Source organism: Qipengyuania sp. R86523, assembly GCF_044596365.1.
GTDB classification, from domain to species: Bacteria; Pseudomonadota; Alphaproteobacteria; order Sphingomonadales; family Sphingomonadaceae; genus Qipengyuania; species Qipengyuania citrea.
On record NZ_CP138997.1, the window covers coordinates 1608340 to 1621269 of the forward strand.

A 12930-nucleotide genomic window follows, 5' to 3' on the forward strand; every position below is an offset into this window, starting at 1 on the left:
AGTGGCTGGCCAAGCGGGAAGCGAAAAGGCATAGGCCGCGCCATGCACGACATCGCTTACATCCGCAGCAATCCGCAGGAATTCGACGCCGCCCTCGCCCGCCGCGGGGCCGAACCGGTGGCCGACCGCATCGTTGCGCTCGACGCGCACAAGCGCGAGGCGACGACCAGGGTCCAGCAGGCGCAGAGCCGCCGCAACGAAGCGTCCAAAGCGATCGGCCAGGCGATGGGTCAGGGCGACAAGGACAAGGCCGAAGCGCTTAAGGCCGAAGTCGCCGAGATCAAAGCGTCGATGCCCGAGTGGGAAGAGGCCGAACGCGCTGCGGCGGCAGAGCTCGACCATCTGCTGGCCACTTTACCCAACCTTCCCGCGGAGGATGTGCCCGACGGCGCGGACGAGAACGACAATGTCGAATTGGCGCAATGGGGCGAGAAGCGCAGCTTCGATTTCGAACCCCGCGAACACGCCGATATCGGCCCCGCGCTGGGAATGGATTTCGAGACCGGCACCAAGCTGTCTGGCGCGCGCTTCACCTTCCTGCGCGGCGACATCGCGCGGCTGCATCGCGCACTGGCGCAGTTCATGCTCGACAAGCAGACGCGCGAGAACGGCTATACCGAATGCAACCCGCCCGTGCTGGTGGGTGACGAGGCGATGTACGGCACCGACAAGCTGCCGAAGTTCGCCGAGGACAGTTTCCGTACCACCGATGATCGCTGGCTGGTCCCGACCTCCGAAGTCCCGCTGACCTATTCGGTCGCAGGCGACATCCTGCCCGACCTCGCGCAGCCGATCCGGCTGACCGCGCATACGCTGTGCTTTCGCTCCGAAGCGGGATCGGCGGGCCGCGACACGCGCGGCTTTATCCGCCAGCACCAGTTCGAGAAGGTCGAGATGGTCAGCATCTGCCGCCCCGAGGACAGCGATGCGGAGCATGAGCGCATGACCAAATGCGCCGAGGGCATCCTCGAGGCGCTGGACCTGCCCTATCGCCGCATGCTGCTGTGCACGGGCGACATGGGCTTCGGCGCGCGCAAGACCTACGACCTCGAAGTCTGGCTGCCCGGCCAGGGTGCCTATCGCGAGATTTCCTCCTGCTCTAACACGGGCGATTTCCAGGCCCGCCGGATGAATGCGCGCTATCGCCCCGAAGGTGAGAAGAAGACCGCCTTCGTCCATACGCTCAACGGCTCCGGGCTCGCGGTCGGCCGGACGCTGGTGGCGGTGATGGAAAACTACCAGCAGGCCGATGGCAGCGTCGCCGTGCCCGAAGCGCTGGCCCCCTATATGGGCGGTGTCACCAAACTGGAGCCTGCAGCCTGATGCGTATCCTTCTGACCAATGACGACGGCATCCACGCGCCGGGTCTCGCGGTGCTCGAGAAAATCGCGCGGCAGTTCTCCGACGACATCTGGATCTGCGCGCCCGACGAGGAACAGTCGGGCATGGGCCATGCGCTCACCCTCACCCGCCCGGTGCGGCTGCGCAAACATGGCGAACGCCGCTTCTCGGTGACCGGCACGCCGACCGATGCAGTAACCATGGGCCTGCGCAAGGTGATCGAGGCGCAGCCCGACGTGATCCTGTCCGGCGTCAATCGCGGCGCGAACCTGGCCGACGACATTACCTATTCGGGCACGGTCTCGGCGGCGATCGAGGGTGCGTTGGCGGGGGTGCGCTCGATCGCGATGAGCCAGGTCTATACCAAGGAAACCCGCAACAGCGACTCCGCCTTCGCCGCTGCGACCGAATGGGGCGCCAAGGTGCTGGGCCCGCTGCTCGACACGCCGCTGCCCAAGCGCACGCTGGTCAATGTGAACTTCCCCCCGATCGCGCCCGATGCGGTCAAGGGTATCCGCGCGGTGCGGCAGGGCTTTCACGACTATTCGCGCGGCACGGTCGTCGAAGGCCGCGACCCGCGCGGCTTCCAGTATTACTGGTTCGGGCTCGAGGCGATCGAACATACGCTCGACCATGGCACCGATCTCGAAGCGATCGACGATGGCTATATCGCAGTGACCCCACTCCAGCTCGACCTGACCCACCATTCGTCGCTGGGCGCGCTGGCAGCCCGGTACGAGAGCTGAGTGCACGCTATGCTATTGACCCTGCGGATTTCCGCGCGCACCTAGGCCGGGCATGAGGAGCGACAAACAGGTCGACCGGATCGCCGCAAGCACGCGGGTGCGGACTTATCGGGGGCCCCGTTTCCAGCCCCTTCGCCGTGCAGTGAAACTGCCCGTATGGGGCGATCTCGGCATCCGGCTGGGCGCGGCGCTGTTCCTCATCTTCATCGTGATCATGGTCCATTGGTGGGACCGCGAAGGGCTGGTCGACAATCTCGACGGCGAGGTCAGCTTCCTCGACGTGGTCTATTTCACCATGATCTCGATCACCACCACGGGGTTCGGCGACATCGCCCCGATTTCGGATCGCGCACGGCTGGTCGAAGCAGTGATCGTGACACCGATCCGGTTTGCGGTGTTCTTCATTTTCGTCGGCACGGCCTATAACTTCATCATCAAGCGCAGCTGGGAGAAATGGCGGATGGCCCGCATCCAGGAACAGCTATCGGATCACATCGTGGTCCTCGGCTACGGCATCTCCGGCTCGGAAGCGGTCGGCGAGCTGATCGAACGCGGCACCGACCCGAGCTGCATCGTCGTGATCGACCCCAGCGAGGACCGGTTGCACGAGGCCGAAGCGCTCGGCTGCAACATCATGGCCGCGGACGCCACCCGCGACCAGACGCTGAAGGCGGTTCGCATCGCCAAGGCACAGAACGTGCTGGTGTCCGCAGGACGCGACGATACCACGATCCTGATCACGCTGACCGTGCGCGCGCTCGCACCGCATGTTCCGATCAGCGCGGTGGTCCGCGCCGACGACAACGAATCGCTCGCGCGGCAGGCGGGCGCGAACAATGTCATCAACCCGGTCCGCTTTACCGGGCTGCTGCTTGCCGGCAGCGCCAAGGGCGAACATATCGCCGACTACCTCGCCGACCTTGCCAGCGTATCGGGCCGCGTCCAGCTGGTCGAGCGCGAGGTCACCGCGGCCGAGTGCGGTAAGGCGATCGGCGAGCTGAACACGGGCGGGCGCGGCCTGCGCGTCTATCGCGACGGCAAGGCGCTGGGGTTCTGGGAAGCCGAATGCCAGAAACTGCAGACCGGCGACATCGTGGTAGAAATCGTGCCGACCACCAATGGCGAAACCAAGGGCGATGGCCACGACCGGGACGACCAGAGCGACGACTGAGCCCTAGCGGAAGAGCAGGAACACCCCGCCCATCGCTGCCATCCCGACGATGAAATGGCCCGCGTCGATCAGGAAGTGGCGCAGCGTCTTGCGCAAGTAGAGGTAATTGATCCCCAGCGCCGGGGCCATGACCGTGGCGCCGAAGCCGATCGCCATCATCATCACGGCCCGGTCGCTTGCGCCGCTGCGCGCGATCCCGTGCCACAGCGTCAATGCTATCACCAGTTCGGCAAGGAAGGTCAGCCCGAAGATCAGCGGGAGATTGCCGCTGCGGATCTTTTCGTCGCTGAGGCCGGCAGCCTTTTGCCAGGCCTTGGCGAACAGCACCCCGTACCAGAGCGCGCCGACCGCGAAGAATGCGAGCGTCCCAAGCAGAACCGCCAACCAGTTGATTTCGCCCATGTCCCGTACCCCTCGCGCCTTTCGATGCGCAGGAAGCTAGCGTAAATCGCCTTACGCGTGTAGGGGCGCGCGCAATCATGAACACGACCACCACCGCAATCCCTGACCAGAAGAAGGTCGGCATGGTATCCCTCGGCTGTCCCAAGGCACTGGTCGACAGCGAACGCATCCTCACGCGGTTGCGCGCCGACGGCTATGCGATGAGCGCCGATTATGCCGGGGCCGACGTGGTGCTGGTCAACACCTGCGGCTTCCTCGATTCCGCCAAGGAAGAGAGCCTGCAGGCGATCGGCGAGGCGATCGCGGAGAACGGCCGCGTCATCGTGACCGGCTGCATGGGCGAAGAAGCCGACGCGATCCGCGCCGCGCATCCGCAGGTGCTGGCAGTGACCGGCGCGCATCAGTACGAACAGGTCGTCGATGCAGTGCATACGCACGCCCCGCCCAGCCAGGGGCCCTATGTCGACCTGATCCCGCAGCCCGACATCAAGCTGACCCCGCGCCACTACAGCTATCTGAAGATTTCGGAGGGCTGCAACCATTCCTGCGCCTTCTGCATCATTCCCGATCTGCGCGGAAAGCTGGCCAGCCGCCGGATCGACGCAGTGCTGCGCGAAGCCGAGAAACTCGTTGCCGCGGGCACGAAGGAACTGCTGGTCATCAGCCAGGACACCAGCGCCTACGGTGTCGATACGCGGCACGAGGAACGGCTGTGGAAGGGCCACCCCGTCCGCGCGCATATGACCGACCTCGCGCGCGAACTGGGCCAGCTCGACATCGGCGGCGGCACCCCGCCCTGGGTGCGGCTGCACTATGTCTATCCCTATCCGCATGTCGACGCGGTCATCCCGTTGATGGCAGAAGGCCTGCTGACGCCCTATCTCGACATTCCCTTCCAGCACGCGAGCCCCAAGGTGCTGCGCGCGATGCGGCGCCCCGCAAACGAAGCCAAGGTGCTCGAACGGCTGAAGGGCTGGCGCGAGATCTGTCCCGAGATCGCGATCCGCTCCAGCTTCGTAGTCGGCTTCCCCGGCGAGACCGAGGACGATTTCAAATATCTGCTCGACTGGCTCGAAGAGGCGCAGCTCGACCGGGTTGGCGCGTTCCGCTTCGAACCGGTCGAAGGCGCGCGGGCCAACACCCTGCCCGACCCGGTGCCCGAGGCCGTCAAGGAAGAGCGTTACGCAAGGGTAATGGAAGTTACCGAGCGGATCAGCGCTGCCAAGCTGGCCGCCAAGGTCGGGACGCGCATTCCCGTGATTATCGACGAAGTCGGCGAACCCGACGAGGATGGCGATATCGGGGCAACCGGCCGCAGCCAGGCGGACGCCCCCGAGATCGATGGCGCGGTCTATTTGCGCAACGTCCCGCAGAGCCTCGCGGCTGGCGATATTGCAACTGTCTCAATTGAGGACAGTGACGCGCACGACCTGTTCGGCGCGGTAGCCTGATAACGCGGCGGCGCCGCTAGACGCGCGTGCTTCTGCGCGGCGGCAAGCGCGGAAACCTTTCGGATTAAACGATAAGTTCTGCGCGCGCGGGCTGACGACGGCTTATTGCCCCGCCAAGCGTTAACGGCGCTCGTTCGAGTTTCATTTACTTTCGCAACCGGCTGGCAAGCTGGCTTGCCGTGGTTTCGCGGCTGCGGCATCAAATCTTTCTTAAACCTAAGAGCGGCATAAGGGCGCTCAATGGGTGAAACACGCATCTCAAGACTGGCAGCGCCAGTGCTCGTCCGCGGACGATCGCTTTTCAGCGGTCGCTTGTTCGAGCGCTTGCGTCACGTCCTGTGGGCGGCGCTGATCAGTCTGGCGCTCTACGCTGTGTTTCTGCTCCAACCAATCGACCAGTTTTTATGGCTTTTCCAATCTCGCGTAGCGGACCGGAACCCAACTGGCGACGTTGTCTTCGTTTCTTCGAATGAAGCCCTGAACGATACCGACAACCCGCAGACGCGTTTTCGGGTCGCAGCAGCTTTGGACGAACTCGATCGCCAGGGCGTGGGGAAAGTCTTTCTCGACATTCCATTCTCCACTTCAGAAAACGCGGCCGCCGACGCTCGCTTGGCTCGAGCGATTGCAGATTTGGGTCCTCGGATATCCCTCGTCGATCGGATACTAGAGGGCCCGACCGGCGAGAGAATTCGTCGTACTACTTCACCGACAATCGCTGGCCCCGCGACCCGAGTAGTCTCTGACCAAACCGATCGCGACTGGTACGGTTTCGCATGGCGACTGCATTATGCGTATCAAAACGACGGGCGGGTAACACGATCCCTTGGGGCCGCTATCGCAGGGGTGGAAGGCAACCCGAATGAAACATTCTCGGTGGACTACGGGTTCGCTGTCGATCGCATCCCCACGCTTCAACTCGATGAGCTGTCGGGTAACGCTAGAAGCCTGTCAGAGCTCGCCGCAGAAGTTACTGGAAAAACTGTCGTAATCGGACACTCAGGCTTGGTGGCTGGTAGCCAGCAGCCAATGCCCCGCAAGATGGATGCGGCCGTCAGTTACGTTGACATATACGCGGGCGAATCGCTTAAGGCAGGACATACCGGAAGCTTGAGAGGGCCTATCGTACTCTCTTTCTTCGCGGCACTTCTATTGATTTCAATAGTCTTTAGCCGAGCTCGGAGACAGCGTTGGGTCGCCTATTCCGCGACCGTGCTCGTTGCCCCAGCCCTTTTGTACGCGGCAGCGAAGATCGGCATTCGTCTCGAGCTTTCGTACGCGCTGACTTTTCTGGCGATCTATGCAGCTTTGCGCTCGAGAATGCGATGGAAACGTCGGGTCGAAATGGTCAATCAGGAAACCGGGCTGGCGAAGCTGCGCGCTTTGGAAGCCCGGCTCATTCGTGACTCGGTGACCAATGGCCACATCGTCATCGCCAAGATTTAGAACTACGAGCGCGTGCTTAAGACACTGAGGGCCGATGACAAGGGCAGCTACGTGCTCAAACTCGTCGATCGGCTGCGCGCTGCCGATAGCAATTTGGTCGTTTACAGCGACGGCCACCATCTCGGCTGGCATGTCGCAAACGACGACACCGATGCAGTGGTCGAGCACCTCGAAGGGCTTCGCGCCATATTTGCCGCCCCGATCCAGGTAGGTGGATTTTCCGTCGATGTCGGCATCACATTCGGCATCGCCGGTGTCGAAGGCGACCCTTCTGCCCGATTGGCGGCTGCGGTTGCTGCAGCAGAGGAAACCTCCGAAGCGCACAATCCGATTGCGATTGCCGAAACCGGTTCGCAAACCGACCTGCTGTGGGACATTTCGCTGCGGGCGCGCATCGACGATGCGATGGAAGCAGGCGAGATTTACTGCGTCTATCAGCCCAAGATCGACCTTCAGTCAAACGCAGTCGTCGGGGTGGAGGCACTGGTCCGCTGGCACGATCCGGCACGCGGCTTTATCTCGCCAATGCATTTCATTCAGCAGTGCGAAAAAGCTGGACGGATGGAACATCTCACGCGCTACGTGCTGCAGAGCGCATGTTCCGCCGGACAACTCCTGCATTTCCGCGGGCATATGATTTCCATGTCGGTCAATATTTCGGCCACCCTGCTCAGCGACATGCGAGTGGTCGGCCTCGTGCGAAATGTGCTGCAGGCCACCCGTTTCGATCCCTGTTTCCTGACATTGGAAATTACCGAGACCGCGCGTATTTCGGACCATGAAGTAGCTGCGACCATTCTCAACGAATTGCGCTCTATCGGCGTGCGGATCTCGATGGATGATTTTGGCGTTGGAGCCGCGAATTACGAAGCCTTTTACGAGTTGCCGTTCGACGAGATCAAGATCGACCGCATGTTCGTCGCGAATATTGCGAAGGATCCCAAGGCCCGCGCTATCGTGGCCAGTATCGCTGCCATGGGGCGCGGAGCCCGAATCACTGTCGTCGCCGAAGGGCTCGAGAACCCGCAGGATATCCCAATGTTGCAGGAAGCCGGTTGCCAACAGGTTCAGGGGTTCGCGTTCTCGCGCCCCCTCTCATTATCCAATTTGCTTGAATATCAGGAGCTTGCCCCCGAGCAAACGTTATCAAACATAGTTTAGACTTTACAAACATACATGGTTAATGGCACTTAACTCTTGAGCAATCAGGAGTTGTGATCATGTGGAATATCTGGGAATGGCTGTTCGACGGTTGATCGAACACGACTAGAATTACGAAGGGCCCCTTTCCGGGGCCCTTTTTCGTGGTCGCGCCGCAGCGGCTTGCTCGTGGAAACGAAGCTCCCGGCAGCTCGTTGATTGATAATGCCGCCGCCAATCCGCCCCTGTGCTTCGCTGTTCTGCCTTGGTGGAAACACTCGTACGATCTTTACTCCGAAGAATAGGAATGCAGCCGACTGGCATGCCGGCTCCTGCGCTGATAACCGCTGCAGCCATGGATATCGCTGCATGATCCCCCGGTCCTTCGCATGAACCTGCCTGCAGATCGCTTGCTGCTCTTCGGCGCCACCGGGGACCTCGCCCAGCGCATGCTGCTCCCCTCGCTCTGTGCGCTCGACGCTGACGGCTTGCTCGACAACGATCTCAAGATCGTCGCCACGGCACGTTCCGAAATGTCGACACGCGACTATCGCGACTTTGCGCGCGCCGCGCTGGAGAAATACCTTCCCGATCACCGCCGCGGCGGGGTTGCCGAATTCCTCAACCGCCTGAGCTATGTCCCCGTCGATGCCACCACGCGCGAGGGATACGATGCCCTGGCGACCGAAGTCGGCGCATATGACAAGGGACTGGCCATCTTCCTTTCGACCGCGCCCAGCCTGTTCGAACCCACGATCGAGGGTCTCGTCCACGCTGGCCTGACGCAGGGCAATGTTCGCATCGGGCTCGAAAAACCGCTGGGAACCGACCTCGCCTCGAGCGAGGAGATCAACGACGCCGTCGCCAAGGCGTTCAGCGAAGACCGCATTTTCCGTATCGACCATTACCTCGGCAAGGAAACGGTCCAGAACCTGCTCGCCCTGCGCTTTGCCAACATGCTGTTCGAGCCGGTCTGGAATGCGACCTATATCGATCATGTGCAGATCACCGTTGCCGAGACGGTCGGCCTGGAATCGCGGGTGGCCTATTACGACGACAGCGGCGCGCTGCGTGACATGGTGCAGAACCACATGCTGCAACTGCTGGCGCTTGTCGCGATGGAACCGCCGACCAGCTTCGATGCAACGGCGGTCCGCGACGAGAAGGTAAAGGTGCTGCGCGCGCTGCGCCCGATCGCACGGGAAGAGACCGTTACCGGGCAATACCGCGCCGGTGCCGTCGAAGGCTCTGCCGTGCCCGGCTACGACCAGGAACTTGGCAAGGACAGCGATACCGAGACCTTTGTGGCCTTGAAGGTGCATGTCGACAACTGGCGCTGGAAGGGCGTTCCCTTCTACCTGCGGACGGGCAAACGGCTGCCCGAGCGCGTGACCGAAATCGTCGTCCAGTTCCGCTGCGTTCCGCATTCCATATTCGAAGGACGCGGCGCCAGCACCAAGCCCAATCGGCTGGTGATCGGGATTCAGCCCGAAGAGAATGTCCAGCTGTCGATGATGGCCAAGGTCCCCGGGCTGGACCGCGACGGGATCCGGCTGCGGCAGATCCCTCTCGATATCGCCATGCCCGACGCGTTTTCGGGTACGGTCCGCAGGATCGCCTACGAACGGTTGCTGCTCGACCTGATCGAGGGCGACCAGACGCTGTTCGTGCGCCGCGACGAGGTCGAAGCGCAATGGGAATGGATCGACGCCATTCGCACCCTGTGGGAGCGCGAGGACATCAAGCCGAAAGCCTATGGTGCGGGCAGCTGGGGGCCCAGCGCCGCCATCGCCCTTGCCGAACGCGACGGAGTAAGCTGGCATGACGAATAAGCCGCTCAACGACACGATCCACCGCGTGACCCAGCGCGTCATCGCAAATTCGCGCGACAGCCGCGCCGCCTATCTCGACCTGATGGACCGCGAGAGCGAGCGGCAGGTCGACCGGACGTCGCTGTCCTGCTCCAACCTCGCCCACGCATTTGCCGGGGCCGAGGAAGACCAGGCGGCCATCATGGCAGCCAAGGGCCCGAACCTGGGTATTGTCACCGCCTACAACGACATGCTGTCGGCGCATCAGCCCTATCACCGCTATCCCGAACGCATGAAGATCTGGGCGCGCGAAGTCGGCGCCACAGCGCAGGTCGCCGGCGGCACGCCGGCCATGTGCGACGGCGTGACGCAGGGCGAAGCCGGCATGGAATTGTCGCTGTTCAGCCGCGACACGATTGCCCTGTCGACCACTGTAGCGCTCAGCCATGCGATGTACGATGGGGTCGCGCTGCTCGGCATCTGCGACAAGATCGTCCCCGGCCTGCTGATGGGCGCGCTGCGCTTTGGCCACCTGCCGGCCATTTTCGTGCCCTCGGGCCCGATGGGGACGGGTATCTCGAACAAGGAAAAGCAGCGCGTGCGCCAGCTTTATGCCGAGGGCAAGGCGACGCGCGAGGAATTGCTTGCCAGCGAAATGGGCAGCTACCATTCGCCCGGCACATGCACTTTCTACGGCACTGCCAATTCCAACCAGATGATGATGGAGATGATGGGTCTCCATGTCCCTGGAGCGGCGTTCGTCCAGCCGGGAGCGAAACTGCGGCAGCAACTCAGCCGCGCTGCCACGCATCGGCTGGCCGCCATCGGCCAGGCGGGCGATGATTTTCGTCCGCTGAGCCGCGTGGTCGATGAAAAGGCGATCGTGAATGCGGCGGTCGGCTTGCTGGCCACGGGCGGGTCGACCAATCACGCGATCCACATCCCGGCCATGGCGCGGGCGGCGGGCATTCGTTTCGACTGGACCGACCTGTCGGAACTGTCGTCTGCAGTCCCGCTGGTTGCGCGCGTCTATCCCAATGGCGCGGGCGATGTGAATCACTTCCACGAAGCCGGGGGGATGGGTTTCGTCGTCGGCACGCTGCTCGAGGAAGGACTGGCGCATGCGGATATCCTCACCGTGTGGGATGGCGGATTCGAAAGCTACAGCCGCGAACCGGGCGTTGATGGCGACGGCAACACACTGGTCTGGCGCGACCCCGGGCCGTCCGGCGACAGCGACATGCTTCGCCCGGCCTCGGCACCGTTCCAGGCCGACGGCGGGATGCGGCTGGTCGAAGGCACGCTGGGCCGCGCCTGTTTCAAGTCCTCGGCCGTCGAACGCGAACGGTGGACCATCGAGGCGCCGTGCCGCGTGTTCGACACCCAGCGCGCCGTCAATGAGGCCTTCACGAGAGGTGAACTCGATCGCGACGTGATCGTCGTGGTCCGCTTCCAGGGGCCGCGCGCCAATGGCATGCCCGAGCTGCACAAGCTGACCCCCGCGCTCGGCGTGTTGCAGGATCGCGGCTACCGCGTCGCCCTGGTCACCGATGGCCGCATGTCGGGGGCATCGGGCAAGGTGCCGGCGGCCATCCATTGCACTCCCGAAGCGCTTGGCGGCGAGCCGCTCGCCAAATTGCGGGACGAAGATGTCATCCGCATCTGCGCCGCTACCGGCGAGCTGTCGACCACCGCCGATCTCTCCAGCCGCGAGCCTGCCGAGGCACCGCCGCCCGAGACCGGTATGGGCCGCGAATTGTTCGCCATGTTCCGTGCCGGCGCCGACGGCGCCGAACAGGGGGCTTCGGCCATGCTGGCGATGGCGGGCCTGTGAGCACCGACCTCGTCACTGTCGATATCGGCGGAACGCATGCGCGCTTCGCTATCGCCACGATCGGGGAAGATGGCGCGATCACGCTGGGCGAGCCCGAGACGCTGCACACCGATGACCATGCCAGCTTCCAGACCGCGTGGGAGGACTTTCGCAAGCGGATGGGCGGGACGCTGCCGCCGCGCATCGCCATGGCGATTGCCGGCCCGGTCGGTGATGATGTCATTCGGTTCACCAACAATCCATGGATCATCCGCCCGGCGCTGGTCCGCCAGAAACTGGGCGTGGACGATTACTGCATCGTCAACGATTTCGAAGCGGTGGCCCATGCAGTCGCGCGCGCGCCCGAGGACCAGTTCCTTCACCTCGCGGGCCCCGACCAGCCATTGACGGACGACGGCACGATCAGCGTCATGGGCCCGGGTACCGGGCTCGGCGTCGCGCATCTCTGGCGGTCATCTGGCGAATACCGCGTCCAGGCGACCGAGGGCGGCCATATCGATTTCGCCCCGCTCGACACTATCGAGGACGCGATCCTCGCGCGGCTGCGCAAACGCCACCGGCGGGTGTCGGTCGAACGCGTCGTTTCTGGTCCGGCCATTGTCGACATCTACGAAACGCTTGCGGCGATGGAAAATCGCAAGACGCGCGAAGAGGACGACATTGCGATCTGGACCCGCGCCCTGGAGGATGGCGAAGGTCTGGCCGCAGCGGCGCTCGACCGGTTCTGCCTGTCGCTGGGTAGCGTGGCCGGCGATATCGCGCTGGCACAGGGCGGTTTCGGGGGCGTCGTGATCGCCGGCGGTCTTGGGTATCGCCTGCGCGACCATCTGCCCAAATCCGGCTTCGCCCAGCGGTTTCGCGCCAAGGGCCGGTTCGGAGAACTCATGGCGACCATTCCCGTAAAATTGATCACCCACCCCCAGCCGGGCCTGTTTGGCGCGGCAGCTGCCTTTGCCAGGAACCTGCGATGACCATTGCCGAAATCATGCAGACTGCACCGGTCATTCCGGTGATCGTCGTCGACGAAATCGAGCAGGCACAACCGCTTGCGCGCGCGCTTGTCGCGGGCGGGCTGCGCGTGCTCGAAGTCACGCTGCGCACCCCGGCAGCGCTCGACGCTATCAGCGCCATGCGCGAAGTCGACGGCGCGATCGTCGGCGCCGGTACGGTGACCAACCAGCAGGAGCTGGCCGACGCGATCGCGGCAGGGAGCGAATTCATCGTATCGCCCGGACTGACCGAACCGCTGGGCAAGGCCGCGATTCGCGAAGACATTCCCTTCCTGCCCGGCGTAGCGACTGCGGGCGACGTCATGCGCGGGCTCGATCTCGGCCTGACCCACTTCAAGTTCTTTCCCGCGATGGCCGCTGGCGGCCTGCCCGCGCTCAAGGCGCTGGCAGCTCCCTTCGGCCAGTGCCGCTTCTGCCCGACCGGAGGGATCACACTCGCCAATGCGCCCGAATGGCTGGCGTTCGATCCGGTGCTGTGTGTCGGGGGCAGCTGGGTCGCCCCGCGGGGGCCGGTGGACGAAACGAATGTATCCCACCTCGCCCGCGAAGCTGCCGACCTCTCGCGTTAAGGGTTCGGT

11 protein-coding genes are annotated in these 12930 nt (G+C 63.5%); 10 read left to right on the forward strand and 1 reads right to left on the reverse strand.

All coding sequences use genetic code 11. From position 1 onward, the window contains the following. Positions 1 to 42 precede the first annotated feature (42 nt). From serS to SJY12_RS07970, 3 genes are read left to right on the forward strand one after another with little or no spacing between them, the layout of a single operon-like run. Positions 43 to 1323: a serine--tRNA ligase gene (gene serS, locus SJY12_RS07960; protein ID WP_397504998.1), complete on the forward strand. Its 1281-nt coding sequence runs from the start codon at positions 43 to 45 to the stop codon at positions 1321 to 1323. Continuing rightward, positions 1323 to 2087: a 5'/3'-nucleotidase SurE gene (gene surE, locus SJY12_RS07965; RefSeq protein WP_063506863.1), complete on the forward strand. Its 765-nt coding sequence runs from the start codon at positions 1323 to 1325 to the stop codon at positions 2085 to 2087. The genes serS and surE overlap by 1 nt, the downstream gene beginning before the upstream one ends. Positions 2088 to 2139: 52 nt before the next feature. Further along, the gene (locus SJY12_RS07970; protein WP_348030764.1) at positions 2140 to 3258 is read left to right on the forward strand and encodes a TrkA family potassium uptake protein; all 1119 of its coding nucleotides are present in this window, start codon (positions 2140 to 2142) and stop codon (positions 3256 to 3258) included. 3 nt (positions 3259 to 3261) lie between these two features. Here SJY12_RS07970 and SJY12_RS07975 read toward each other — a convergent pair whose 3' ends face one another. Continuing rightward, on the reverse strand, positions 3262 to 3660 hold the full coding sequence (locus SJY12_RS07975; RefSeq protein WP_063511433.1) for a DUF1761 domain-containing protein: 399 nt from the start codon (positions 3658 to 3660) through the stop codon (positions 3262 to 3264). Positions 3661 to 3737: 77 nt separating this feature from the next. On the opposite strand from SJY12_RS07975, the gene rimO reads away from it, so the two are divergent. The 7 genes from rimO to eda all read left to right on the forward strand — a co-directional run bounded on the left by rimO (position 3738) and on the right by eda (position 12921). Continuing rightward, a complete protein-coding gene (gene rimO / locus SJY12_RS07980; protein ID WP_397504999.1) occupies positions 3738 to 5111 on the forward strand; it encodes a 30S ribosomal protein S12 methylthiotransferase RimO in 1374 nt (457 codons plus the stop codon). 240 nt (positions 5112 to 5351) lie between these two features. Further along, positions 5352 to 6557, forward strand: coding sequence for a CHASE2 domain-containing protein (locus SJY12_RS07985; RefSeq protein ID WP_397505000.1), 1206 nt, complete (start codon positions 5352 to 5354; stop codon positions 6555 to 6557). 12 nt (positions 6558 to 6569) lie between these two features. After that, positions 6570 to 7718, forward strand: a complete 1149-nt coding sequence (locus SJY12_RS07990; RefSeq protein WP_397505001.1) for an EAL domain-containing protein — start codon at positions 6570 to 6572, stop codon at positions 7716 to 7718. A gap of 368 nt (positions 7719 to 8086) precedes the next feature. Then, on the forward strand, positions 8087 to 9529 hold the full coding sequence (gene zwf, locus SJY12_RS07995; RefSeq protein WP_397505002.1) for a glucose-6-phosphate dehydrogenase: 1443 nt from the start codon (positions 8087 to 8089) through the stop codon (positions 9527 to 9529). Next, the gene (gene edd, locus SJY12_RS08000) at positions 9519 to 11342 is read left to right on the forward strand and encodes a phosphogluconate dehydratase (protein ID WP_397505004.1); all 1824 of its coding nucleotides are present in this window, start codon (positions 9519 to 9521) and stop codon (positions 11340 to 11342) included. The genes zwf and edd overlap by 11 nt, the downstream gene beginning before the upstream one ends. After that, positions 11339 to 12313 (forward strand): glucokinase, encoded by a 975-nt coding sequence (gene glk / locus SJY12_RS08005; RefSeq protein WP_397505005.1) that lies wholly within the window; start codon positions 11339 to 11341, stop codon positions 12311 to 12313. The genes edd and glk overlap by 4 nt, the downstream gene beginning before the upstream one ends. Continuing rightward, positions 12310 to 12921 carry a bifunctional 4-hydroxy-2-oxoglutarate aldolase/2-dehydro-3-deoxy-phosphogluconate aldolase gene (gene eda, locus SJY12_RS08010; protein WP_397505006.1) on the forward strand — a complete coding sequence of 204 codons (612 nt, stop codon included), beginning with the start codon at positions 12310 to 12312 and terminating at the stop codon, positions 12919 to 12921. Before glk ends, eda begins: the two co-directional genes overlap by 4 nt. Positions 12922 to 12930: the final 9 nt, after the last annotated feature.

What these genes read in the sequence shown, in the direction of transcription:
- serS (WP_397504998.1), top strand. Translation starts at nt 43, where the DNA reads ATGCACGACATCGCTTACATCCGCAGCAATCCGCAGGAATTCGACGCC.
- surE (WP_063506863.1), top strand. Translation starts at nt 1,323, where the DNA reads ATGCGTATCCTTCTGACCAATGACGACGGCATCCACGCGCCGGGTCTC.
- SJY12_RS07970 (WP_348030764.1), top strand. Translation starts at nt 2,140, where the DNA reads ATGAGGAGCGACAAACAGGTCGACCGGATCGCCGCAAGCACGCGGGTG.
- SJY12_RS07975 (WP_063511433.1), bottom strand. Translation starts at nt 3,660, where the DNA reads ATGGGCGAAATCAACTGGTTGGCGGTTCTGCTTGGGACGCTCGCATTC.
- rimO (WP_397504999.1), top strand. Translation starts at nt 3,738, where the DNA reads ATGAACACGACCACCACCGCAATCCCTGACCAGAAGAAGGTCGGCATG.
- SJY12_RS07985 (WP_397505000.1), top strand. Translation starts at nt 5,352, where the DNA reads ATGGGTGAAACACGCATCTCAAGACTGGCAGCGCCAGTGCTCGTCCGC.
- zwf (WP_397505002.1), top strand. Translation starts at nt 8,087, where the DNA reads ATGAACCTGCCTGCAGATCGCTTGCTGCTCTTCGGCGCCACCGGGGAC.
- edd (WP_397505004.1), top strand. Translation starts at nt 9,519, where the DNA reads ATGACGAATAAGCCGCTCAACGACACGATCCACCGCGTGACCCAGCGC.
- eda (WP_397505006.1), top strand. Translation starts at nt 12,310, where the DNA reads ATGACCATTGCCGAAATCATGCAGACTGCACCGGTCATTCCGGTGATC.